This window comes from Rhizobium sp. P1_C7, from assembly GCF_056406295.1.
The window spans coordinates 1-22,480 of record NZ_JBFUAL010000035.1 but is presented as its reverse complement, the minus strand read 5'-3'; the positions used below and the strand labels follow the sequence as shown (position 1 = coordinate 22,480).

At 59.2% G+C, this 22,480-nt stretch carries 22 protein-coding genes and 2 pseudogenes; 13 read left to right on the top strand and 11 right to left on the bottom strand.

Annotated elements, in window-relative coordinates:
- Nucleotides 1–85: 85 nt before the first annotated feature.
- The 4 genes from AC1D2R_RS30025 (at nucleotide 86) to AC1D2R_RS30010 (ending at nucleotide 6,782) form a co-directional block, all read left to right on the top strand.
- A complete protein-coding gene (locus tag AC1D2R_RS30025; protein ID WP_477973230.1) occupies nucleotides 86–928 on the top strand; it encodes a universal stress protein in 843 nt (280 codons plus the stop codon).
- Nucleotides 929–1,109: 181 nt separating this feature from the next.
- Nucleotides 1,110–1,607 carry a xanthine phosphoribosyltransferase gene (gpt, locus tag AC1D2R_RS30020; protein WP_477973228.1) on the top strand — a complete coding sequence of 166 codons (498 nt, stop codon included), beginning with the start codon at nucleotides 1,110–1,112 and terminating at the stop codon, nucleotides 1,605–1,607.
- A 173-nt stretch (nucleotides 1,608–1,780) separates the two neighbouring features.
- Nucleotides 1,781–2,368, top strand: coding sequence for a hypothetical protein (locus AC1D2R_RS30015; RefSeq protein ID WP_477973227.1), 588 nt, complete (start codon nucleotides 1,781–1,783; stop codon nucleotides 2,366–2,368).
- A 589-nt stretch (nucleotides 2,369–2,957) separates the two neighbouring features.
- Complete coding sequence (locus tag AC1D2R_RS30010; RefSeq protein WP_477973225.1) at nucleotides 2,958–6,782, top strand: vitamin B12-dependent ribonucleotide reductase; 3,825 nt, start codon at nucleotides 2,958–2,960, stop codon at nucleotides 6,780–6,782.
- A gap of 347 nt (nucleotides 6,783–7,129) precedes the next feature.
- Here the strand turns inward: AC1D2R_RS30010 and AC1D2R_RS30005 are convergent, their stop codons facing one another.
- On the bottom strand, nucleotides 7,130–7,405 hold the full coding sequence (locus tag AC1D2R_RS30005; protein ID WP_477973255.1) for an RT0821/Lpp0805 family surface protein: 276 nt from the start codon (nucleotides 7,403–7,405) through the stop codon (nucleotides 7,130–7,132).
- A 454-nt stretch (nucleotides 7,406–7,859) separates the two neighbouring features.
- A complete protein-coding gene (locus tag AC1D2R_RS30000) occupies nucleotides 7,860–8,072 on the bottom strand; it encodes a hypothetical protein (RefSeq protein ID WP_477973223.1) in 213 nt (70 codons plus the stop codon).
- Nucleotides 8,073–8,330: 258 nt separating this feature from the next.
- Here AC1D2R_RS30000 and AC1D2R_RS29995 point away from each other — a divergent pair, with 258 nt between their 5' ends.
- Nucleotides 8,331–8,549, top strand: a complete 219-nt coding sequence (locus tag AC1D2R_RS29995) for a hypothetical protein (protein ID WP_477973221.1) — start codon at nucleotides 8,331–8,333, stop codon at nucleotides 8,547–8,549.
- A gap of 12 nt (nucleotides 8,550–8,561) precedes the next feature.
- Complete coding sequence (locus tag AC1D2R_RS29990; RefSeq protein WP_477973219.1) at nucleotides 8,562–8,888, top strand: hypothetical protein; 327 nt, start codon at nucleotides 8,562–8,564, stop codon at nucleotides 8,886–8,888.
- Nucleotides 8,889–9,315: 427 nt separating this feature from the next.
- Here AC1D2R_RS29990 and AC1D2R_RS29985 read toward each other — a convergent pair whose 3' ends face one another.
- Together AC1D2R_RS29985 and ftsZ are read right to left on the bottom strand one after the other, a co-directional pair.
- Complete coding sequence (locus AC1D2R_RS29985; protein WP_477973218.1) at nucleotides 9,316–9,519, bottom strand: hypothetical protein; 204 nt, start codon at nucleotides 9,517–9,519, stop codon at nucleotides 9,316–9,318.
- Nucleotides 9,520–9,763: 244 nt separating this feature from the next.
- A complete protein-coding gene (gene ftsZ / locus AC1D2R_RS29980) occupies nucleotides 9,764–10,795 on the bottom strand; it encodes a cell division protein FtsZ (RefSeq protein WP_037063634.1) in 1,032 nt (343 codons plus the stop codon).
- A 200-nt stretch (nucleotides 10,796–10,995) separates the two neighbouring features.
- Here ftsZ and AC1D2R_RS29975 point away from each other — a divergent pair, with 200 nt between their 5' ends.
- Nucleotides 10,996–11,208, top strand: a complete 213-nt coding sequence (locus tag AC1D2R_RS29975; RefSeq protein ID WP_477973216.1) for a hypothetical protein — start codon at nucleotides 10,996–10,998, stop codon at nucleotides 11,206–11,208.
- Between the two features lie 89 nt (nucleotides 11,209–11,297).
- Entirely contained in the window at nucleotides 11,298–12,302 is a 1,005-nt protein-coding gene (locus AC1D2R_RS29970; protein ID WP_477973214.1) for a ketopantoate reductase family protein, read from the top strand.
- 89 nt (nucleotides 12,303–12,391) lie between these two features.
- On the opposite strand, the gene AC1D2R_RS29965 is transcribed toward AC1D2R_RS29970, so the two are convergent.
- Nucleotides 12,392–13,549 carry a pyridoxal phosphate-dependent aminotransferase gene (locus AC1D2R_RS29965; RefSeq protein WP_477973212.1) on the bottom strand — a complete coding sequence of 386 codons (1,158 nt, stop codon included), beginning with the start codon at nucleotides 13,547–13,549 and terminating at the stop codon, nucleotides 12,392–12,394.
- Nucleotides 13,550–13,756: 207 nt separating this feature from the next.
- Here AC1D2R_RS29965 and AC1D2R_RS29960 point away from each other — a divergent pair, with 207 nt between their 5' ends.
- The 5 genes from AC1D2R_RS29960 to aat all read left to right on the top strand — a co-directional run bounded on the left by AC1D2R_RS29960 (nucleotide 13,757) and on the right by aat (nucleotide 17,568).
- Nucleotides 13,757–14,515, top strand: a complete 759-nt coding sequence (locus AC1D2R_RS29960; RefSeq protein WP_477973210.1) for a DsbA family protein — start codon at nucleotides 13,757–13,759, stop codon at nucleotides 14,513–14,515.
- 144 nt (nucleotides 14,516–14,659) lie between these two features.
- On the top strand, nucleotides 14,660–15,097 hold the full coding sequence (gene aroQ, locus AC1D2R_RS29955) for a type II 3-dehydroquinate dehydratase (protein ID WP_477973208.1): 438 nt from the start codon (nucleotides 14,660–14,662) through the stop codon (nucleotides 15,095–15,097).
- A gap of 22 nt (nucleotides 15,098–15,119) precedes the next feature.
- Nucleotides 15,120–15,590: an acetyl-CoA carboxylase biotin carboxyl carrier protein gene (gene accB, locus AC1D2R_RS29950; RefSeq protein WP_477973206.1), complete on the top strand. Its 471-nt coding sequence runs from the start codon at nucleotides 15,120–15,122 to the stop codon at nucleotides 15,588–15,590.
- 10 nt (nucleotides 15,591–15,600) lie between these two features.
- Nucleotides 15,601–16,947, top strand: a complete 1,347-nt coding sequence (gene accC, locus AC1D2R_RS29945; protein ID WP_477973204.1) for an acetyl-CoA carboxylase biotin carboxylase subunit — start codon at nucleotides 15,601–15,603, stop codon at nucleotides 16,945–16,947.
- A gap of 6 nt (nucleotides 16,948–16,953) precedes the next feature.
- Nucleotides 16,954–17,568 (top strand): leucyl/phenylalanyl-tRNA--protein transferase, encoded by a 615-nt coding sequence (gene aat / locus AC1D2R_RS29940; protein WP_477973202.1) that lies wholly within the window; start codon nucleotides 16,954–16,956, stop codon nucleotides 17,566–17,568.
- A 2-nt stretch (nucleotides 17,569–17,570) separates the two neighbouring features.
- Here the strand turns inward: aat and AC1D2R_RS29935 are convergent, their stop codons facing one another.
- The 6 genes and pseudogenes from AC1D2R_RS29935 to AC1D2R_RS29910 form a co-directional block, all read right to left on the bottom strand.
- On the bottom strand, nucleotides 17,571–18,002 hold the full coding sequence (locus AC1D2R_RS29935) for a DUF2155 domain-containing protein (RefSeq protein WP_477973200.1): 432 nt from the start codon (nucleotides 18,000–18,002) through the stop codon (nucleotides 17,571–17,573).
- Between the two features lie 103 nt (nucleotides 18,003–18,105).
- Entirely contained in the window at nucleotides 18,106–18,504 is a 399-nt protein-coding gene (locus AC1D2R_RS29930; protein WP_477973198.1) for an NADH:ubiquinone oxidoreductase subunit NDUFA12, read from the bottom strand.
- 104 nt (nucleotides 18,505–18,608) lie between these two features.
- Nucleotides 18,609–19,037, bottom strand: a pseudogene (locus AC1D2R_RS29925) (GNAT family N-acetyltransferase).
- A gap of 10 nt (nucleotides 19,038–19,047) precedes the next feature.
- On the bottom strand, nucleotides 19,048–19,551 hold the full coding sequence (locus tag AC1D2R_RS29920) for an N-acetyltransferase family protein (RefSeq protein WP_477973196.1): 504 nt from the start codon (nucleotides 19,549–19,551) through the stop codon (nucleotides 19,048–19,050).
- A gap of 6 nt (nucleotides 19,552–19,557) precedes the next feature.
- Nucleotides 19,558–21,060, bottom strand: a complete 1,503-nt coding sequence (gatB, locus tag AC1D2R_RS29915; protein WP_477973194.1) for an Asp-tRNA(Asn)/Glu-tRNA(Gln) amidotransferase subunit GatB — start codon at nucleotides 21,058–21,060, stop codon at nucleotides 19,558–19,560.
- Between the two features lie 129 nt (nucleotides 21,061–21,189).
- Nucleotides 21,190–22,404 (bottom strand): annotated as a pseudogene (locus AC1D2R_RS29910) (IS701 family transposase); the annotation flags it as partial.
- Nucleotides 22,405–22,480 lie beyond the last annotated feature (76 nt).

Here is a 22,480-nt window from a genome sequence, read left to right as displayed (position 1 = left end):
CCACATGATCTCAGTCAAGGAAACAATCGACTGCAACGAGCATTGCTTATCTTAGAGCCGATTCTATCCGCACGAGGAGAAACACATGTCCTACAAAACGATTCTGGCAATTCTCGATACTGCCGACAACTGCAGCGCCGTTGCAGATTTTGCCTTCGCCATCGCGGCCGAGACCAATGCTCACGTGATCGGGCTGCATGCGGAGACGATCGCCGTCGTGCCGCTCGTCGCACCCATGGAGATACCGGATCCGGTCGCGGTTCAAGCACTGCAGGATATGGCGCATGCGGAGACCGTGGAGATCGAGCGGATCGTCCGCCGAAAGGCTGAGCTGGAAGGCGTCTCTTTCGAATGGCGCAGCCAGACCTCGTCGGCCGGCTATGGATCCGCACCGCTGATCGAAAGCGCCCGCAGCGCAGACCTGCTGATTGCCTCCCAAGCCGACCCCGCTAAGCCGTCAGACAGTCACGTGGATGTGGACAACTTCCTTCTGGACAGTGGCCGTCCCGTTCTGATGATCCCCTTCATCATCCGCAAGCCGAAGCCGATCAAGCGTGTCCTTGTTGCATGGAACGGCTCGAAAGAGGCAGCGCGTGCGACGTTCGACGCCCTGCCGATCCTGAAGGCGGCCGACGAAGTGGAGGTGTTTTCAGTCGATCCGGTAGACAATACGCTACAATCGGCAGCCGTCGCAGGCGCAGAAATAGCAGCGACACTCGCCCGCCACGGGGTGAAAGCAACACTGGCGACGGCGACGAGCCAGGACAAACATGCCGCCACGGTCATCGAAAACCGCCTTTCGGACAGTAGCATCGATCTGCTCGTCATGGGGGCCTACACGCATTCGCGGCTATGGCAGATGATTTTCGGCGGCACGACGAAAAGCTTGCTCCAATCGATGACAGCGTTGACGCTGTTATCGCGATAAGATGTGCGGAGGGCTTGCGTTTTGCAGCCAAATTCCGCTAATTGCGGCGACCGACGACGAACTCCGGCCTGGTCCCTCCATCGCGCAGTTCCGGCTGCGCGATTTGCGTTTGACAGAGTGCGTGGAAGTGCGTCCGGCCGCCGGCAAACGGCGTGTCATTATTCATGCGCGGAGCAAGCCCATGTCCCTTCCCGATAAAGCCTTCCCTGTTTCCTGGGATCAGTTCCACCGTGACGCGCGGGCGCTCGCCTGGCGGCTTGCCGGCCTCAAGCGCGACTTCAAGGCAATCGTCTGCATCACGCGCGGCGGCCTGGTACCTGCCGCCATCATCTCGCGCGAACTGAACATCCGCCTGATCGAAACCGTTTGCGTCGCATCCTATCACGACTACGTGAACCAAGGAGAGATGATGCTTCTGAAAGGGATCGCATCGGAACTTCTGGCCGACGGCGGCGAAGCGGTTCTGGTTATCGACGATCTCACGGACACCGGCAAGACCGCGTCCGAGGTTCGCACGCTGCTGCCCAAGGCACACTTCGCTTGCGTCTATGCCAAGCCGCAAGGTGTTCCGACAATCGATACCTTTGTTACCGAAGTAAGCCAGGATACTTGGATCTATTTCCCATGGGACATGGGCTTCACATATCAGGAGCCGATTGCCAAGGGCGACCGAGGCTGAGCTCAGTCCATTGACGCAATTTCAAATTGTGAAAATCTTCGTTCACTAAAATACAGAAATCCGCTATCAGGCCAAAGCCGTCCGACTTATTATAGACCAGACGGTGGGCTTGACCGAACCGGTCGACCACCAAGATGCAGAAGCAAGGTCGCAGACGCGACGCTGGAATAAATATGACCTGTTGGCGATTCGTCGGCATTGTTGCTGCTTTGATCTTTTGCCTTCAATTGTACCCCTGCGCCGTCTCCGCTGAGCCCGCTTATGTCTCCGTGGTGCGGGCATACGTCGAGAAGCACATCAAGCCGATCGTTTCCGAGGCGATCGTACGGAATGCCATCGCGGCGCAGAACAGCAGGTTCGGCAATGTCAGCGAGATGGACATCCGTGTGCTGGACAACACTTACCGCACTGAAATCGCGACCGGCAAATTCCAGATGGTGAAGGAGCTGCTCCGCAGCCCGGTGTCGCTCTATCTCAAGTCGAAGCAAGATGAGGCGCAGGGAGCGATTGTCGAGATATTTGTAACCGACCGCCACGGCCTCAACGTCGGCCAAAGCACCATCACCACCGATTATTGGCAGGGCGACGAAGACAAGTTCCTAAAGACGATTGCCAGGGGTTCGGACGACGTCTTCATCGACCGCGCAGAACGCGACGATGTCACGCAACTGCTGGAAACGCAGGCAAGTTTCATGATCCGCGGGGACGACGGAACGCCTGTCGGGACAGCGACGGTGACCATCGCAATCGATGCGCTTTGAGCGGACGTGGAGCGAACGAATCGGCATGCGTATTTGGACCGTAAACGCCACTGCCAAATCTCTAAAATAGAGTAATTTAATCGCCAATTCGGATTTGGCTTGCGCACAGGGCGACAAGCTATTGAAATTCTTTGACGACTCGCTTTTCCCCAGTGTCCACAGGGAGATCCACAATATCTTGTGGTGAACACTTCCTTAAGAACAACCCCTTGACGGAATCGTCTCCTTTCAACTTAATGGGATCCGATGTTGCGGCGGCAGCTGGACCGGAAACAACGAGGCCGGTTCTTATCAAAAATCGAGCGTGGAATCAGGGCGTTACATCCATGACGGGATGACCGCTTGGGGGGTGTGCGCGATTTTTGACCTGCAAGCAAGCGACATCCGGGGCTGGCGAAAATAAGCTGTTAATGCTATATTTAGTGTTTGCAGCCATCATCACCACAAGATACAGGATGAACATCTCCGGATGACACCCCTGTGACCGTACGGAAACGAGAACTGGCTGCGCCCATCCCGGCGTCGCCGGATGTAGAAACTTGCGCCTTGGTCGACGGGGACGGGGCGCGCGAGCTAGAGGTTAAGGCAAATGCGCATAGAACGCCGTTTTACGAAGGCAGATCAGAGCGCTTACGCGGCTGTTGAGTTCCGCAAGGCAACCAGCGAGATCAAGAACCCTGACGGTTCGATCGTCTTCCGCCTCGAGAACATCGACGTTCCCGCGCAGTTTTCGCAGGTCGCGGCCGACATTCTGGCGCAGAAGTATTTCCGCAAGGCAGGTGTTCCGGCCAGGCTGAAGAAGGTCGAGGAAAACGACGTTCCTTCCTTCCTGTGGCGTTCGGTTGCTGATGAAGTGGCGCTGAAGGAGCTGCCGAAGGATCAGCAATACGGTTCGGAAACCGATGCGCGCCAGGTCTTCGATCGCCTTGCCGGCACCTGGACCTACTGGGGCTGGAAGGGCGGCTACTTCTCGTCCGAGGAAGATGCCTCTGCTTTCCGCGACGAACTCGCCTACATGCTCGCCACGCAGCGCGTCGCTCCGAACTCGCCGCAGTGGTTCAACACCGGCATGCACTGGGCCTACGGCATCGACGGCCCCGGCCAGGGGCACTTCTATGTCGATCCCTTCACGGGCAAGCTGACCAAGTCGAAGTCGGCCTACGAACATCCGCAGCCGCACGCCTGCTTCATCCAATCCGTCGAAGACGACCTCGTCAACGAAGGCGGCATCATGGATCTCTGGGTTCGCGAAGCGCGCCTCTTCAAATACGGCTCCGGCACCGGCTCCAATTTCTCCTACCTCCGCGGCGAAGGCGAAAAGCTCTCGGGCGGCGGCCGTTCCTCCGGCCTGATGAGCTTTCTGAAAATTGGCGACCGTGCAGCCGGCGCCATCAAATCGGGTGGAACGACGCGCCGTGCGGCCAAGATGGTGGTGGTCGATATCGACCATCCCGACATCGAGGAATACATCAACTGGAAGGTGAAGGAAGAGCAGAAGGTTGCCGCGCTCGTCACCGGCTCCAAGGTGGTTTCTAAGCATCTGAAGGCAATCATGAAAGCCTGCGTCAACTGCGAGGGCGGTGATGATGGCGATTGCTACGATCCGAACAAGAACCCTGCCCTAAAGCGCGAAATCCGTGCTGCCAAGAAGGACCAGGTTCCGGAAAACTACATCGGTCGCGTCATCCAGTTCGCTCGCCAGGGCTATAAGGACCTGGAGTTCAAGACCTACGACACGGATTGGGATTCGGAAGCATACCTCACTGTATCCGGCCAGAATTCCAACAACTCGGTTTCAATAAAGGACGACTTCCTGCGCGCCGTCGAAAACGATGGCGACTGGAACCTCACCGCCCGCAAGGACGGCAAGGTCATGAAGACGTTGAAGGCCCGCGACCTCTGGGAGTCGATCTCCTACGCCGCCTGGGCATCGGCAGATCCGGGCCTGCACTTCAACACGACGATGAACGACTGGCACACCAGCCCGGCAGAAGGCCCGATCCGCGCCTCCAACCCGTGCTCGGAATACATGTTCCTCGACGATACGGCCTGCAACCTTGCTTCGCTGAACCTTCTGCAGTTTAAGGATGCAGCCACGAAGCGCATCAACATCACCGACTACGAGCACGCCGTTCGCCTGTGGACGGTCGTTCTCGAAGTGTCCGTGATGATGGCGCAGTTCCCCTCGCGCCAGATTGCGGAACGCTCCTACGAATACCGCACGCTCGGCCTCGGCTATGCCAACATCGGCGGTCTCCTGATGTCGTCGGGCATTCCTTACGACAGCGACGAAGCGCGTGCGATCGCCGGTTCTCTGACGGCCATCATGACCGGTATCGCCTATGCGACCTCGGCCGAAATGGCATCCGAACTCGGGCCGTTCAAGAACTTCGCACCGAACCGCGAGAACATGCTGCGCGTCATGCGCAACCATCGCCGCGCAGCCTATGGTGAGACGACGGGCTATGAGGGGCTGTCGATCAATCCGGTCGCGCTGATCCACTCCGAAAACCCGGATCAGGATCTTGCCACCCATGCCAAGGCTGCCTGGGACAAGGCGATCGAGCTCGGTGAAAAGCACGGCTATCGCAATGCGCAGGCAACCGTTATTGCGCCGACCGGCACGATTGGCCTCGTCATGGATTGCGACACGACAGGCATCGAGCCCGACTTCGCACTGGTAAAGTTCAAGAAGCTCGCCGGCGGCGGCTACTTCAAGATCATCAACCGCGCCGTTCCGGAAGCGCTGCGCACGCTCGGCTATTCGGAAAGCCAAATCGCGGAGATCGAAGCCTACGCTGTCGGCCACGGCAACCTGAACCAGGCACCGGCCGTCAACCCCGGATCGCTGAAGACCAAGGGCTTCACCGACGAGAAGATCGAAGCCGTCAACGGCGCACTCAAGCAAGCCTTCGACATCAAATTCGTCTTCAACCAGTGGACGCTCGGCACCGACTTCCTGAAGAATACACTCAAGGTCACCGAAGAACAGCTCGGCGACATGAGCTTCAACCTGCTCGATCATCTCGGCTTCGCCAAGAAGGACATCGAGGCGGCAAACGTGCACGTTTGCGGTGCGATGACGCTGGAAGGCGCGCCGTTCCTGAAGAACGAACACCTAGCCGTGTTCGATTGCGCCAACCCGTGCGGCAAGATCGGCAAGCGATATCTCTCCGTCGACAGCCACATCCGCATGATGGCGGCCGCCCAACCGTTCATCTCGGGTGCGATCTCCAAGACCATCAACATGCCCAACGATGCGACAGTCGACGATTGCAAGAGCGCCTACATGCTCTCCTGGAGGCTCGGCCTCAAGGCAAACGCGCTTTACCGCGACGGCTCCAAGCTGTCGCAGCCGCTGAACGCCTCGCTGATCGAAGACGAGAATGACGAGGACGCGCTGGACGATCTGCTGCAGCAACCGGTCGCCGCACAGGCCGTCACGATCACCGAAAAGATCATCGAGCGCGTGGTCGAACGCGTCACCCGCGAGCGTGAGAAGCTGCCGAACCGCCGCCAGGGCTATACCCAGAAGGCCGCCGTGGGCGGACACAAGGTGTATCTGCGCACCGGCGAATTCGGCGACGGCCGCATCGGCGAGATCTTCATCGACATGCACAAGGAAGGTGCTGCCTTCCGTGCGATGATGAACAACTTCGCGATCGCCATCTCGCTCGGCCTTCAGTACGGCGTGCCGCTTGAAGAGTATGTGGAGGCCTTCACCTTCACCAAGTTCGAACCGGCCGGCATCGTCATCGGCAACGACGCAATCAAGAACGCAACCTCGATCCTCGACTACGTGTTCCGCGAACTCGCCGTTTCCTACCTCGGCCGCCACGATCTGGCGCATGTCGATACGTCGGACTTCTCGAACACAGCACTCGGCAAGGGTATCCAGGAAGGCAAGACCAACCTGGTTTCCACCGGCTGGACCCGCGGCTACAAGCCTACGCTGGTATCGGGCAACGAGCGCCAGGCATCAGGCGAGCCGAAGGGCTCCGCCACTGCAGCCCCTGCCCGCGCCTCCTCCGGCGGAACGGTTACTCCCTTTGCCGGAAGTGCCGCCCGGAAGCTGGAAACGACGGTCGCCATCTCGACGTCGGAAATCGTCGCATTCAAGCGCGAATACGAGGAGCGTGCCAAGGAACTGGCAGAAGAGAACGGCGAGGAAGTCAGCGAAGAGATCGCCAGCGAAAGCCAGCAGCAGGCAACCGCCTTGTTCTCCGACAAGGCAGCCGCCGACGCCGCATCGGCCAAGACGGAAGCCAAAAAGCTCGAATCCGAACGCCGGGCGCGATCGATCATGCAGGGCTACACGGGCAATATGTGCTCGGAGTGCCAGAACTTCACGATGGTGCGGAATGGCACCTGCGAGAAGTGCGACACGTGCGGAAGTACCAGTGGGTGCTCTTGAGCTGTAGGGAGCAGTGGGTTGTTTGTCGTCGGTTCGTTCGGTCGGTCCTTCTTGGGTCGGTTGATGTTGGTTGGGTTGGCCGTTTGAACGTCCGACCCGGCAAAACAAGAATCGACCCGACATAAAGCAAGGCTCCACCCAGCCACTTAGAACTGATATTTCCAGGCGCTTTGCGCCTGGAAAATGCCTATCCCAACAAATGGTGAAACAATCTGAACGGCTGGAATCGGGAATGAGAATGCCACTTCGCGGGCTTCCAATTGCTCCGAAGCTGCTAAGAGAACTCTCGCGCCCCTCCACCATCTGCCTGAGTCATCAGCATCCTGGAAACTACCCAGACGAACAGATCACCTGAGCTTCCACTTACTATCATCGGACGGACACGCGATCCCATTGAAGCGAAACTCGCCAGCGAGCGTTCGACGTGTGGTGATGAAAGTCCTGCAATGGCTGCCGGATGATTCGGCTGGCCCGATATCTTCAATCACGCCAGCGCTGCCGGTATCCGGATTGGACCAAGCAAGGGGAGCCACTCCGAATTCACCTTGCCTAACCTTGTCCGCAATGATCGACTGGTCACTGAGCTTGGCTAGTGCAGGAGCCGACTGGGTCGTTGCCGCCATATCGAGCGGCTCGACCGTCGAGCAGCCAAATGCAAGCGACGCGAACAGTAGTCCTACGCATGCCTTCCTTGCCATTGACGGGTTCCTCTGACCTGGGAAATATAGTCGCATAAGCAAATTTCCAAAAACTGAATGGACGGAGACTATCAAATCTTCCGGTCGAACGGCGTGGAGGCGCCCTTTGTCGTTGCCAGCCTCAAGCTGCGTCGCGAGCAACGGTGATACTTGGGAAGTCCTAATGGAAGCGACCGTTCGCGCTGGAGGCGCACCGCCTCGAACGGCCGCCTCGTAAGTGCACGTCGCGGGGCTATTCCAACGCCAAGCGCAAAGGGATGGCCTTTAATCCGGCGTAACCTCATGGCATCAACGAGCCGCGTTGCAGTATAGCGGGCCTGGTCACAGCCGCCGGCAAAAGGTCGACCTTGCGCCGGCTTTGGCTTACAGGCTGCGAGCTTCAACGTAAGGGCTGATAGACAACATCGAAAAGGCCTTTGTCCGCCTTTTTCGCATCGGCAGTTGAGGCCGTCGTGGAATGCGGAACGTCTTCGGCCACTTCTTCGGCAACAGCAGCGAGATCGAGATTTCCCCAGATTGATTCCGACTGGCGGCGATCGGTGCGGCGGGATGTTTTGATTTCGACGACGAACGGCTTCGACTGAGCGCGCATGGGCTTCCTATTGAAATGCGTTGAACGAATCCATCAACGCAGTGAGCCTATGAAGCGTTCCGCGCCAGCGCAAGCTCCCCTGACATATTGAATCCAGCTTCACACAGGCCACGCGACGCGGAACAAGCGGATCTCCATGGCCCGGTACATGCGCTCAATATGCCGGCCTTCCCACAAACCGGCCCGGCTGCGAAGATTGTTGCGAAAAATCCTTGAAGGAAGAAACGATGTCGACTAGGTAGCACCTCGCCGAACATGATGGCGCCTGGGCCCACCGCCTGGGCAATGTCTGGCCGGAAATCTTCCCAACTCGAAGAAGCACCGGCAGCGGCCCAAGACGCCGCAGAGCGACAACAACTCGGTGGCCGCCAGGATGCGGAAATCACATATCAGCGTGCAGGCGGCACGTGCACGACGGACCGGTCGATCGGAGGCGACCGCCCCGAAGCCGATGTCGTCGATGGCGCCAAGGAATGAAAAAGACTGCGAATGACAATCAAAGACCGTTTTCTAAAGCAGCAGCACGCCTGGATGATCGCTGCCTGCTACTCCCGCACGCATCCCGACTTCCATCGTTACGGCGGCGTCGACGTATCGGTCGCGTCCAGGTGGAAGGAAAGCCTCGATGCCTTCATCAACGACATGATCGACACCCTGCCGCGCAGCCTGTCCGAGCGCCGGCTCGAGCTCCGCAATCCGCGGCGCCCATTCGAGCCCGGCAATGTCGAATGGGTCTTCGCGAGCAAGCATCGCGGGCTTCGCGCTCCGGACGGGACCCGTCCCGATATGGGTGAAGGGCGTTCGCGCAGAGCCTGAGACCTCAGCAGCCATTTCGACGTTCGCCGGCCACAACAGTCAACAGGGGCAATCATCGCTCCTCGCCTGTCCGGCGAACGCCTTTCAGCTCATCGTCCTCAAATTCGACCTGCTCGTGCGCTGAGACAACCAGCTGGATCCGACAGAGCCAAAAAACCGACCGCTTTCGCTTCCGGTGTAATGCCCTGCAAATCCGAACGCGCCGTCTGGCGTACTCTCCTGCATGGAACTACACCTTAGTAACAGAGGGTTCGCAGCATTCCCTCAACGTTTGGTTTCGCGCGGCAGTCCTGCGACGCCGCATGCCTTGGTGCCGGCTCAGCTGAACTGCTCTTTTCAGCGTTTCTGACGCTGCGGTCGGTGGTGCAAGCGCTGCAGGCGATAGACATCGCGGCGAGGCCGAAAAGGCCGCAAAAGCGGACCGCGTTCATCGAGATCTGCCTCGCACATTCCTGGTGACCGCGAAGAGGATCACGCCTGCTGCAGCGGAGATGGCTCCCAAGTAGATCCAGGGTGTTTGATCAATCATGAAGCTCTCTTCCGGGTAGGGGAAGTAGCCGCTGCCCTGCCCCATCCACAGCAATCCGATCAGAACAAGCAGACCCGCCAATCCGTATGCAAACTTCGCCATAGAACGTCCCCTTTACCGCAACCAGTGCTCTTCCATTCTATCTGATACGAAACGGACCGGCGTTGTGAACCAGACACGGCCGTGTCTCGAGACACGAGATTTTCCTGATGAAGCCACAGCAGATCTAGGGCGCCTGCATTGCGATTTCCAGGAATTGCCGTTGGTGTCCGCGCATGCCCGCACACCACAGAAATAAAACCGCGCGCTAGGGAGAGCGCGGTCGAGAGGCAAAAGAAAGGTATCGCTATTGGAGCGTGCGCGTCGGCATACCCTGGCCGGGTGCCGCACCCGCCTGAACGGCCGTGGCTCCAGCGCCCGCACCATCAAGGCCTGTCGCAACGACCGAGACGCGGAACTTGCCGTCGAGGTTCCGGTCGAAGATAGCGCCGACGACGATATCGGCATCGTCCTGCACTTCGTCGCGGATGCGGCTCGCGGCCTCGTCCACCTCGAAGAGCGTCATGTCGGAACCGCCCGAGATCGAGATCAGCACGCCCTTGGCGCCTTTCATCGAGATATCGTCCAGCAGCGGATTGGCGATCGCAGCCTCCGCCGCCTTCATCGCACGCTCCTCGCCGGACGCTTCGCCGGTTCCCATCATCGCCCGCCCCATGCCGCGCATGACCGACTTCACGTCGGCGAAATCGAGGTTGATCAGGCCTTCCTTGACGATTAGGTCGGTGATGCAGCCGACGCCGGCATAGAGCACGCGGTCGGCTGTCATGAAGGCATCGGCAAAAGTGGTCTTTGCATCGGCGATGCGGAAGAGGTTTTGGTTCGGAATGACGATAACGGTATCGGCGGCCTGGCGCAGCGCCTCGATACCAGCCTCGGCCGTCTTCAGGCGGCGGTTTCCTTCGAAGGTGAACGGTTTGGTCACGACGCCGACCGTCAGAATACCAGCATTGCGGGCCGCCTGCGCAATGACCGGGGCAGCACCCGTGCCGGTGCCGCCGCCCATGCCGGCGGTGACGAAGCACATGTGCGAACCCGCGAGATGATCCATGATCTCGTCGATCGACTCTTCGGCGGCAGCGCGTCCGATCTCCGGTAGCGAACCGGCTCCAAGACCTTCGGTCACATGCGCGCCAAGCTGGATCTTGCGCGACGCCTTGGACGTCGCGAGGACTTGCGCGTCCGTATTGGCTGCGATGAAATCCACACCTTCGAGATTTTCCGAAATCATGTTATTGATGGCATTACCACCCCCGCCACCGACGCCGATGACCGTTATTCTGGGCCGCATTTCGGAAATCCCGTTCTTGGCGTTCGTCATCGCAATCTCCTTTGTGCGCTCTTGCTGCCGGCTCCGCCTCTTTATCGGGAACCGAATCGAGCACCAGCCTAGGCGCGCAACAAGGCAGAGCCGGGGCGAAAGAACAAGATGAAGCTTTTGGGAAACTTTATCCGGAACCTTTTTTGCACCTCGCGCATTTGGGTGAATCAAGCCAGACCATAGAGAGGAGAACCGCGCAGATGCCTACGCTAGCCTCACCCCCATCCATTGCGCCTCCCAATGATCACATTCTGACCGCCCAGGAAGCTCTGGAGCCCTTGTTCCTGCAGATAGAGGCAGAAGCGGAGGTGAGGATGATCGCAGCGGCCATCCGTGCCGGATGGACTGCGGAAGACGCCGTTTTTGCAATCGACGAGCTTCGCCGCAACGAACTGCTGCCGGGTGAGCATTGAGCCCGGCTGGTCGCATCAAAGTATCATTCGCCTTGCGGGCGAGATGGCCTATGTCTAGCGCGGTCCGCTGATCGCGGAGAGGTCGGTTCATGCCCATCAGAAGTATATGTGTTTTTGGCGCGGGCGCGCTGGGAGGCGCGATCGCCACCAAGCTTGCCTCGTCGCTCGGAAATACCCCAGACGTCTCCGTCGTGGCACGCGGAAGCCACCTTGACGCAATTAGACAGAACGGGCTGACGGTTTTTCAAGCGGGTTCGGAACTGCCGCTGACGGTCAGTCTGACGGCAACCGAAGATCCCAGCGAGCTGCCGAAGCAGGATCTCGTGATCACGGGCCTCAAGGGCCACCAGCTCGGCCCAGCGGCCGAGGGCATTGCCCATCTCGTAAACGAACGCACCCGCGTCCTGACGATCCTCAACGGCATTCCATGGTGGTATTTCCACCGCGACAATAGCCGCCATGCCGAACTCCAGTTCGAAGAGCTTGATCCCGGCGGCAAGCTTTGGCGATTGGTCGGACCGGAGCGCGTGATCGGCTGTGTGGCGCATCAAGGCGCCGAGGTTAGCCACCCCGGCGTAATCAGGCTGAGCAACGACGGGCACTTCATCATCGGCGAGCCGTCGGGCGACACCAGCGCCGATCTCCAAAGCGTCGAGTCGTTGCTGCGGAGCGCGAACATCGGCGTGACGATGTCGTCGCGGATTCGCGACGACATCTGGAGCAAGTTGATGGGCAATGCTTCCTTCAACCCGATCAGCGCGCTCACCCGCTCCTTGATGTCCGACCTCATGGCGGATGCCGCAGTCAGCGATCAGATCGGCAAGGTGATGAAGGAAGTGAAGGCGGTTGGCGAAGCGCTCGGCGCCAATGTGGGCATGTCCGTCGAACAGCGGCTGGAACAGGCCCGCCAGATCGGTCCGGTGCGAACCTCCATGCTGCAGGACCTTCTCGCCCGCAAAGCTCTCGAGATCACTCCGCTGGTCGGTATGGTGGTCGTGCTCGGCCGGCTGACGGCGGTTCCCACTCCGGTGTCGGAGACATTGCTCGCTCTCGTTTCCGAGCTCGACCGGGAGAACCGGCGGATCTTCCAGTAAGGGCGCCGCTGGCGCGCTCTTCGTATTTTGATCCAGGACGGTTGGAAAATGAATCCGAAAACCGTCACAGCACCTTGAAACAAATGCCTTTATTTCAGCCAGCCGACCATTCGCTCGACCGCCTCTACGATTTCGACTTCCGAGCCGGCATAGGACATACGCATCGACCTGTTGCCCTCAATCGGGTCGAAATCGTGGCCCGGCGTCGCGGCGACATTGATCTCTGTGAGCATCCGCTTGGCGAAAGCCATGCTGTCGTTGGTGAAGCGGGTCACGTCGACATAGGCGTAGAAGGCACCATCCATGGGCGACGCGATCGAAAGCCCTATCTCCGGCAGACGGCGCATCAGGAATGCGCGGTTGGCGGCATAGCTCGCCTTGTAGACGTCGAGCTCGGGGCCTGCGCCAAGCGCAGCAGTCGCCGCGATCTGCGAGAGTTCCGGCGGCGAAATGTAAAGGCTCTGGGCAACGCGCTCGATCGGTCGCACCAACCGATCCGGCAACACCATCCAACCGATCCGCCAGCCAGTCATACAATAGTATTTGGAGAACGAATTGATGACGATCGCTTGGTCTGTCAGCACCAGCGCACTGGTTTCCTCGCCTGCGAATGTCAGCCCGTGATAGATCTCGTCCGAGATGAAGGCAATGGAATGGGCAGCGCAATAGTCGGCGAGCGCATTCAGTCCCGCTCGGCCCGTCACCGTGCCGGTCGGGTTCGCCGGGCTGGCCAAAAGAACACCCCTAAGCCGAACATTGTGCTCCGCCTGCGCGGTCTCGAGGCTTTCCGGCGTCAGGGTAAAATGGGTCTCTGCTGTTACCGGAACCTCGATTACCTTCAGACCAAGGGCTCCCAGAATGTTGCGGTAAGCAGGGTATCCCGGCCGTGCAATTGCGACGGCGTCTCCCGCATCGAACAGCGACAGGAACGCCAGATTGAAACCTGCCGAGGATCCGGTCGTGATCGCGATCCGCGCCGGATCAATTTCCAGACCGTGCCGATCCCTGTAGTGCCACGCGAGCGCGTGTTTCAATCGCGCCGTGCCGAGCGCATCGGTGTATCCGATCTTGCCTTCCGTCAGAGCCGCCCGGGCGGCCGCAAGTGCCGCTTGCGGCGCCGGATGCGATGGTTGCCCGACAGCCATCGAGATGACCGGATGACCGCTTGCGCGCCGCTTCGTCGCCTCTGCCAGGACATCCATGGCATGAAAGGGTTCAACTTCGCTGCGTTTGGAAATGGAAAACACGATCGCTACTCTCTCGCTTTGTTTGCGGCCCGACAATTGCCGCATTAATCGGCTCATCACAATCCCGCGATCGAACAACCGATATGAAAATTCCTGTTTGAAGACAGCCGACCGCACCGTAATTTGACGCTTCGCATGCTGCCTGTTAACCGGGCGGTGGTATCCGGAACCGCAACGACGCATATCATCCCCAAAGACGAGGATATCATGGCCCTTCTCCCAAAAATCTTCACTGCGCTTGCACTGACAGCCTCTGTCGCCGCTGCTTGCCCGGCAGCGGCGCTCGATGACGCGCAGAAGAAGGAGTTCGGCGAGTTCATCAAACAGTACCTGATCGAGAACCCCGAGATCATGATCGATGTACAGGATGCGCTGCAGAAGAAGCAGGAATCCGCCCGCCTCGTCAAAGCGAATGCAGTGATCTCCGACAACAAGTCGACGATCTTCGATGCCAAGTACGATATGACGATCGGCAATCCGAAGGGCGACGTGACGATCGTCGAGTTCTTCGACTACAATTGCGGCTACTGCCGCCATGCGCTTTCCGACATGCAGACGATGCTCGAGAAGGACAATAATGTTCGTTTCGTCCTGAAGGAATTCCCGATCCTCGGGCCGGAATCCGTTGCAGCTCACAAGGTCTCGGATGCATTCCGCAAACTGGCGCCAGAAAAATATAGCCAGTTCCATATCGCGCTTCTCAGCAGCGACGGCCGTGCAGACGAAGGAAGCGCCATCGAAGTGGCGAAATCGCTTGGCGTCAGTGAAAAGCAGATCCGTCAGGAAATGGCCAAAAGCGCCAGCGATCAGTCCGTCAAGGAAACCTACCAGCTCGCTCAGAGCCTGGGCATCACCGGCACCCCCTCCTATGTCATCGGCAACGAATTGGTGCAGGGAGCGGTCGGTTTCGACGACCTCGAGACCAAGGTGAAGAACATGCGCGCCTGTGGCAAGACAAGTTGCTGAGGCGACGCCCATCAAAACGCCAAAATCGAAGCGTTTCAGCCATGTGGACAAATATGGCGCGATTCCGGCTGCCCCGCCCAAAGGGCTTTCATTAAGCCTTTGGTGAGTCTATAGGTTGCCCTCGCACATTTGACGGAACATTCGATGACGCAGACTATTTTCGTCCTGAACGGGCCAAACCTGAACATGCTCGGCAAAAGAGAGCCGGGCATCTACGGCGGCAAGACGCTTCAGGACATCGAAACGGATTGCAAGGCGGCTGGACGCGATCTTGGCATCGAGATCGATTTCCGTCAGAGCAATCATGAGGGTGCGCTTGTCGACTGGCTCCATGAGGCGAATGACAAGGCCATCGGGGTGGCGATCAACGCCGGTGCTTACACGCACACGTCGGTTGCGCTCCACGATGCAATCCGCGCTATTTCCATTCCGGTTGTAGAGCTCCATATTTCCAATGTTCATGCGCGGGAAGAATTCCGCCACAAGTCAATGATTGCGCCTGCGGCTAAGGGCGTGATCTGCGGATTTGGACCTCATAGCTACATTTTGGCGCTGCAAGCGCTGAAGAATCTCACGGCATAAGAAGAAGACAGGGCAAACACTCATGGCTGAGAAGAAAAACGGTATCGATCAGGCGCTGATCCGCGATCTCGCAAACATCCTCAACGAGACGGATCTGACGGAAATCGAAGTCGAACAGGACGACCTGCGCATCCGCGTTTCGCGCAACGGCACCACGCAGTACGTTCAGGCGCCGATGGCGGCACCGGCCTACGCTGCAGCTGCTCCGGCTGCGGTTGCTACGGCACCTGCCGCACCAGCCGCTGCCGTTCGCAACCCGGCGAACACGATCAGCGCGCCGATGGTCGGCACCGTCTACATGGCTCCTGCCCCCGGCGCCCGCGCCTTCATCGAAGTCGGTGCGACCGTCAAGGAAGGCCAGACGCTGCTCATCATCGAAGCGATGAAGACGATGAACCAGATTCCTTCGCCGAAGTCCGGCAAGGTGACAGAAATTCTCGTCGAGGACGGCAGCCCCGTCGAATACGGCCAAGCCCTCGTCGTCGTCGAATAAGGCGGGCATCATGGTCTCGAAAATCCTCATTGCCAACCGCGGCGAAATCGCGCTGCGCGTGCTCCGTGCCTGCAAGGAACTCGGTATTCCCTGTGTCGCGGTCCATTCGACTGCTGACGCAGATGCAATGCATGTGCGCCTTGCCGACGAGAGTGTCTGCATCGGCCCGCCGCAATCGCGCGATAGCTATCTGAACATCCATCAGATCGTTGCAGCCTGCGAGATCACTGGCGCTGACGCTGTCCATCCCGGTTACGGCTTCCTGTCGGAGAACGCCAAGTTTGCCGATATCTTGGAAGCGCACGGCATCACGTTCATTGGGCCGACGGCGGACCATATCCGGATCATGGGCGACAAGATCACGGCCAAGACGACCGCCCAGGAACTCGGCATTCCCGTTGTTCCCGGCTCCGACGGCGAAGTGAAAAACGAAGAGGACGCGCTGAAGACGGCCGCGGAAATCGGTTATCCCGTCCTGATCAAGGCGACGGCCGGCGGCGGCGGACGCGGCATGAAGGTCGCCAAGACCCCCGACGACCTCATTGAAGCCTGGTCGACCGCACGCACGGAAGCGGCTGCGGCGTTTGGCAACGACGCCGTTTACATGGAAAAGTACCTCGGCAAACCCCGCCACATCGAAATCCAGGTATTCGGTGATGGCGAAGGCAATGCGATCCATCTCGGCGAGCGCGACTGCTCGCTGCAGCGCCGCCACCAGAAGGTTTGGGAGGAAGCCAACTCTCCGGCTCTCAATGTCGAGCAACGGATGAAGATCGGCCAGGTTTGTGCTGATGCGATGATGAAGCTCAAGTACCGCGGCGCCGGCACGATTGAGTTCCTCTATGAAAACGGCGAGTTCTACTTCATCGAAATGAACACCCGCCTGCAGGTGGAACACCCAATCACGGAGGCGATCACCGGTATCGACCTCGTGCACGAGCAGATCCGAGTCGCTTCCGGCGGTGGTCTGTCCGTCACGCAGGACGAAGTGCACTTCCACGGCCACGCCATCGAATGCCGTATCAATGCAGAGGACGCGCGTACCTTCGTGCCCTCGCCCGGCACGATAACGCATTTCCACGCGCCGGGTGGCCTTGGCGTGCGCGTGGATAGCGGCGCCTATCAGGGCTACAAGATCCCACCCTACTATGACAGCCTGATCGGCAAGCTTATCGTCTTCGGCCGTACGCGCGTCGAATGCATGATGCGCCTTCGCCGTGCGCTTGACGAATTCGTCGTCGACGGGATCAAGACCACGCTGCCGTTGTTCCAGGATCTGGTCGACAACCAGGATATTGCCAACGGCGAATACGACATCCACTGGCTGGAAGACTATCTGGCCAACAAGCCGGCGTAACTAGGAATGGCAGGGTCGCGCAGGAAGTCTCCAGGCATCACACCGGAAATCCTCCTGCGCGCCTACTCCATCGGACTCTTTCCGATGGCCGAGTCGGCCGACGACCCCGAAATCTTCTGGGTCGAGCCCGACGTTCGCGGCGTCCTGCCGCTCGATGACTTCCACGTTTCCAAAAGTCTTGCGAAGACGATCCGGCGCAAGCCTTTCGACATCCGCTTCAACTACGACTTCGATGCTGTGATCGCCGCCTGCGCAGAGGAGACTCAGGGCAGACCGAGCACCTGGATCAACCAGACGATCAGATCGCTCTATTCGACTCTGCATCGCATCGGCCATGCCCATTCGGTCGAAGCATGGGACGGCGACGACTTGGTAGGCGGCCTTTACGGCGTTTCGCTGGGCTCCGCGTTTTTCGGCGAGAGCATGTTTTCACGACAAACGGACGCGTCGAAGACTTGCCTCGTCCATCTGGTGGGCCGCCTCCGCGAAAACGGCTTCACGCTGCTCGATACGCAGTTCACCACCGAGCACCTCAAGACCTTCGGCGCCATCGATGTGCCCAAGGACGACTACGCGCACATGCTCGCCGCAGCGATGGAATCGCCTCACCTGCAGTTTTGAGGCTATTTGGCCGCCTTGTCAGGCGCAGGTACGTCCGAGGTCTGCTTGCAGTCCTTCAACCAGACGTCATAGATCGGGTGTTCGACGGCGTTGAGGCCGGGGCTGTCGGCAAACATCCAACCGGTGAAGATGCGGCGGATCTTGCGATCAAGCGTGATCTCGTCCACTTCCACGAAGCCATCAATCTTCTGCGCTTCCGCCTGGTCGCGCGAGTGGCAAGCCTTCGGCGTGACCTGCAGCGCGCCGAACTGAACTGTCTCGTTGACGTAGACGTCGAACGTCGTGATGCGGCCGGTGATCTTGTCGAGGCCGGAGAAGACAGCGACCGCGTTGTCGATACGGGCCGCGGAAGCAGCGTGCGGCGGCAACAATGCGCAAATCGCCCAAGCCAACACGGCGGCACGCAGGGTATGGTTCCGCGTGAAAAGCTTCATGTCTACCCGTCTCCACCGCATCGCAATATCAAAGGCCGCAGTTTCTGCGGCCAACCTGCGGGTATAGGTCAATTGTGGCCAAAAGCGGGGCCTGACGACCTTGTCAGTTACCGGGTGTCCAAGCGTCGTAGTCACCGGTAACGCGCGGACGCTCGCCAGGAACGGCCAGAGAGCCCGGCGGACGGTAAGCCTGCGGCGAACCGGTCGGGTTGGCGCGATGACCAATTTGCCAGTCCTTGGCAACGTAGTTTTCCTTAGACGGCGGAACATTGGTGCGATGATGCATCCAGCCGTGCCAGCCCGGCGGAATGGCCGAGGCATCTGCGTAGCCATTGTAGATCACCCAGCGCCGCGGCAGGCCAAAGGAGGATGTACCGCCCTCGTAGTAGACGTTGCCCAATTCATCTTCGCCGACGCGCTTGCCGAAACGCCAGGTCGCGAAACGCGTCCCCATCGTCTGACCGTTCCACCACGTGAAGATTTGCAGGAGGAGATTCTTCATGTCTTTTCCTTGAGCTTGCCAGACGGCCAGCGGGACCAGAATTCGATCTCTCGCTTATGCCGTTAGCGGAATGTATTGTCCAGTGATTCCAGAGCGAAGTCGCTTCATTTCAGGACCATCAGGAAGCCGAGATGCGACGGCGCGGAGCCGCGTTTTTCATAGAACCTGTACGCACCCACGCGCTTCGCGCTCGAAATGAGCTGCACCCGCGAAAGACCGCGGCCTTTTGCCTCGGCAACGCAGTCGATCATTTTCGCACCTATCCCCTCACCGCGCATGTCGCCGCGCGTCTGCACCGTTCGACAATCATCAAGGATACTCCGAGCCTCGACAATGTCGTGGCAACAGAGGTCTGGAAGGCGCCGACCACCTCGCCGTCGCGCTCCGCCACATCAGAGCGTCTGATCGGGCAAGTCGGAAATCGTCTCGAATGCGCTCCCATAGTCGCCGAAGGCTTCTTGTGCCACTGTATCGAGATGCCTGATATCGTCGGCGACGAACACCGAAATCAGCGCCACAAAGGCCGCGGTCATCGGGATCGCATCAATGTGTCTCGAGCGCCTTTTCAAGGATCAATGTTGCAATACCGGATTGGCCGGGACCGTCGTTTTCGTTGCGGCCGGCATCCGTGAAGCCATGGGCGCGGTAGAAGGCGATCGCTGTCGTGTTCAACGGTTCGACCTCCAGGCGCATGATCTCAGCGTCGGGAAAGCATGTCTCCAGCTCCGCGAAGATCTCGCGCCCAATGCCCTGCCGATGAAGCGCAGGGCGGACGTAAAGCAGATGAAGCATGACCGTCTTGGTCATCTCATCGGACATGGCGGCATAGCCGATGCCGCCAATGTGCTTGCCGTTGTCGGCGACAAGGAACTCCGCGTTCTTCCTGGCAAGCCGCGCCTGAAGCGCTGCAGGGGAAAAGAGGCGTGCAATGAGCTCCTTAACCTTCGGCTCACCGTGGAGTTCGGCATAGGCGGCGCGAAACGCTTCACCCAACAGGACGCCGACCTTGCCCAGGTCACGCTCGCTGGCTGTGCGTACGAAATACACGAGACCTTACTCCTCGATGCCTAGCTTCGCCTTGACGAGCGCCTGGACGGCCTGCGGGTTCGCCTTGCCGCCGGTCGCCTTCATCACCTGGCCGACGAACCAGCCGGCGAGCGTGGGCTTGGCCTGAACCTTGGCGACCTGGTCCGGGTTGGCAGCAATGATCTCGTCGACCGCTTTTTCAATCGCCCCGGTATCCGTCACCTGCTTCATGCCGCGGGCTTCGACGATCTCGGCAGGATCGCCGCCTTCTGCGAGCACGATTTCGAAGAGGTCCTTGGCGATCTTGCCGGAGATGGTCTCGGCCTTGATGAGATCGATGATCGCGCCGAGCTGAGCGGCAGAAACAGGAGTCGATTCAATATCTTTGCCGGTTCTGTTCAGTGCGCCCAGCAAGTCGTTGATGACCCAGTTGGCGGCCGTCTTGCCATCACGGCCCTCGGCCACTGCTTCGAAATAATCGGCAATTGCCTTTTCGGACACGAGCACCGAGGCGTCGTAGACAGACAGGCCCAGTTCGCGCACGAAGCGCTCCTTCTTGTCGTCGGGCAGTTCCGGCAATTCGGCTTCCAGTGCCTTGACGAAAGCATCGTCGAACTCGAGCGGCAGCAGATCCGGATCGGGGAAGTAGCGATAGTCATGCGCATCTTCCTTGGAGCGCATGGAACGCGTCTCGCCCTTTCCCGCATCAAACAAGCGGGTTTCCTGATCGATAGTGCCGCCGTCTTCCAGAATACCGATCTGGCGGCGGGCTTCGTATTCGATCGCCTGGCCAATGAAGCGGATGGAGTTGACATTCTTGATTTCGCAGCGCGTGCCGAAACCTTCGCCCGGACGACGGACGGAGACGTTGACATCTGCGCGCATCGAGCCTTCGTCCATGTTGCCATCGCAAGTACCGAGATAGCGCACGATCGAGCGCAGCTTCGTCATGTAGGCCTTGGCTTCATCGGACGAGCGCATGTCCGGCTTGGAGACGATTTCCATCAGCGCAACGCCTGAACGGTTGAGGTCCACGTAGGACATGGTCGCGTGCTGATCGTGCAGGGACTTGCCGGCGTCCTGTTCGAGGTGCAGACGCTCGATACCGATCTCGATATCTTCGAACTGGCCCTGGCGATCCGGCCCGAGCGAGATTAAGATCTGGCCCTCGCCGACGATCGGATCCTTGAACTGGGAGATCTGATAGCCCTGCGGCAGGTCTGGATAGAAGTAGTTCTTACGATCGAAGATCGAGCGCTTGTTGATCTGCGCCTTGAGGCCGAGACCGGTGCGCACGGCCTGTCGGACGCATTCCTCGTTGATGACGGGCAGCATACCGGGCATGGCGGCGTCGACGAGCGACACGTTTGTATTCTGTGGCTTGCCGAATTCCGTCGACGCGCCGGAGAACAGCTTCGAATTCGACAGCACCTGTGCATGGACTTCCATGCCGATGATGACTTCCCAATCGCCGGTGGCGCCGGGAATGAAGCGTTTCGGATCAGGCGTGCGAACGTCGACAAGGGTCACTAGCACTACTTTGGCAGAATGTATTTTGGCGGTCTGAAGCGGATTCTGCAGTGAGGACATCGTTCTGGGGCTGACGCTGATAGGAGGGTGTTTATGACCGCGCGTCGGATGGCTGGCAGTGTCGGTTTAGGCGGACCGTGCCTCTTCCTTTTTTTCCCGCTTTGCCTTGTGTAGGCGCTGATGTTGCAGGAAGGCGTAAGCGATCATTGTCATCAGCGCGTGTCGATGCAGACCTTGCCATGATCGGCCTTCAAAGTGATCAAGGCCGAGCTCTTCTTTCATTTGTTGATGCGCTTGCTCGCAGACCCATCGGGCTTTGATGGCAGCTGCCAGCTGCTTTAACGTCGCCTCGGCTGGCAGATTGGAGAGATAGTATTTGCGTTCGTCGTTCGAGCGCCATTCGCCCACCAGCCACGCCTCTTCGCCCGGCATATGCTGCTGTCCCTTGTCGAGGATACGTTGCGGGCTGCCATCAGCGATCCGAATGCGCAGCGCAGCAAAGCGCGCTGTCAGGCGACCTTTCGTGCCGCGACGCCAACTGACCTTTTTCCAGGAAGATGCTTCCAGGATCGTTTCGGCAGCCATCGATACGGTGTCGGGGATCGAATGCTTGCGCGGCCTGCCAAGACCGGAAACCGGAAAAATCAATGCGACWTCATGGGGGTAGACCTTTTGATGTTTGGGAATACCGACCGCCCATGTGAGGCCGCGTGCACTCAKCCCCTGGCGAAACGCGGCCGATAAACCATAGCCGGCATCGGCGAGCACGGTGCCAAACCGCACCCCCGCCGCAATCAGCCTGTCGATCTCGTCGAGCGCGATCGTCGGCTTGGTGCGGGATATGCGCATCTCCTCGGGAACACCAGCCTTTACCATCCGATCCTGATTACTGGTCCAGCTTTCCGGCAAGAACAGTCGCAAGCCCACCGGAACGGGAACCTCATCGCGTGCCAGCGTCAGCGATACCAGCGTCTGGCAATTGGCGCGTTTGCCCAGCATCGAAGCATATTGCGGAGCGACCCCGACCGAATGATCGCCCTTCTTCGGCAAGCCCGTATCGTCGATCACCAGAAAGGCATCTGAGGCTCCGACTATTCTGTCAGCCTGCACAGCCAGTTCCGTCTCAAGCGGACCCGCGTCCCAAATACCATCCGAGATGAAATGATGCAGGCGGTCGTAGTGATCGGGCGCAAGGCGCTCCGCCATCGGCTCGATACTCTTGCGATCACCTGGTCCGATCAGGCCCGAAATATATACCGGGCACATCTGCCGCCGCTTCTTGTGACCAAGCTTCTCAACGAACGGCTTCAGCCAATCCGTCAGTGCAATATCCTGCTCCACCATCCACCGCACCCCTTTTGAGGTGCCAAAGATGGCCGATTATCGTTAACCGTCGGTTAATCTGCCAAAGTAGTGCTAG

Bases quoted from the DNA above. Each gene is read 5' to 3' on its own strand.
- AC1D2R_RS29935 (WP_477973200.1), bottom strand. From the start codon at position 18,002: ATGAAGCTTTTCACGCGGAACCATACCCTGCGTGCCGCCGTGTTGGCT.
- AC1D2R_RS30015 (WP_477973227.1), top strand. From the start codon at position 1,781: ATGACCTGTTGGCGATTCGTCGGCATTGTTGCTGCTTTGATCTTTTGC.
- ftsZ (WP_037063634.1), bottom strand. From the start codon at position 10,795: ATGACGAACGCCAAGAACGGGATTTCCGAAATGCGGCCCAGAATAACG.
- AC1D2R_RS29960 (WP_477973210.1), top strand. From the start codon at position 13,757: ATGGCCCTTCTCCCAAAAATCTTCACTGCGCTTGCACTGACAGCCTCT.
- gpt (WP_477973228.1), top strand. From the start codon at position 1,110: ATGTCCCTTCCCGATAAAGCCTTCCCTGTTTCCTGGGATCAGTTCCAC.
- AC1D2R_RS29930 (WP_477973198.1), bottom strand. From the start codon at position 18,504: ATGAAGAATCTCCTCCTGCAAATCTTCACGTGGTGGAACGGTCAGACG.
- accB (WP_477973206.1), top strand. From the start codon at position 15,120: ATGGCTGAGAAGAAAAACGGTATCGATCAGGCGCTGATCCGCGATCTC.
- AC1D2R_RS30025 (WP_477973230.1), top strand. From the start codon at position 86: ATGTCCTACAAAACGATTCTGGCAATTCTCGATACTGCCGACAACTGC.
- AC1D2R_RS29985 (WP_477973218.1), bottom strand. From the start codon at position 9,519: ATGGCGAAGTTTGCATACGGATTGGCGGGTCTGCTTGTTCTGATCGGA.
- AC1D2R_RS30000 (WP_477973223.1), bottom strand. From the start codon at position 8,072: ATGCGCGCTCAGTCGAAGCCGTTCGTCGTCGAAATCAAAACATCCCGC.
- aroQ (WP_477973208.1), top strand. From the start codon at position 14,660: ATGACGCAGACTATTTTCGTCCTGAACGGGCCAAACCTGAACATGCTC.
- AC1D2R_RS29970 (WP_477973214.1), top strand. From the start codon at position 11,298: ATGCCCATCAGAAGTATATGTGTTTTTGGCGCGGGCGCGCTGGGAGGC.
- AC1D2R_RS29995 (WP_477973221.1), top strand. From the start codon at position 8,331: ATGGCGCCTGGGCCCACCGCCTGGGCAATGTCTGGCCGGAAATCTTCC.
- AC1D2R_RS29990 (WP_477973219.1), top strand. From the start codon at position 8,562: ATGACAATCAAAGACCGTTTTCTAAAGCAGCAGCACGCCTGGATGATC.
- AC1D2R_RS30010 (WP_477973225.1), top strand. From the start codon at position 2,958: ATGCGCATAGAACGCCGTTTTACGAAGGCAGATCAGAGCGCTTACGCG.
- AC1D2R_RS30005 (WP_477973255.1), bottom strand. From the start codon at position 7,405: ATGGCGGCAACGACCCAGTCGGCTCCTGCACTAGCCAAGCTCAGTGAC.
- AC1D2R_RS29975 (WP_477973216.1), top strand. From the start codon at position 10,996: ATGCCTACGCTAGCCTCACCCCCATCCATTGCGCCTCCCAATGATCAC.
- accC (WP_477973204.1), top strand. From the start codon at position 15,601: ATGGTCTCGAAAATCCTCATTGCCAACCGCGGCGAAATCGCGCTGCGC.
- aat (WP_477973202.1), top strand. From the start codon at position 16,954: ATGGCAGGGTCGCGCAGGAAGTCTCCAGGCATCACACCGGAAATCCTC.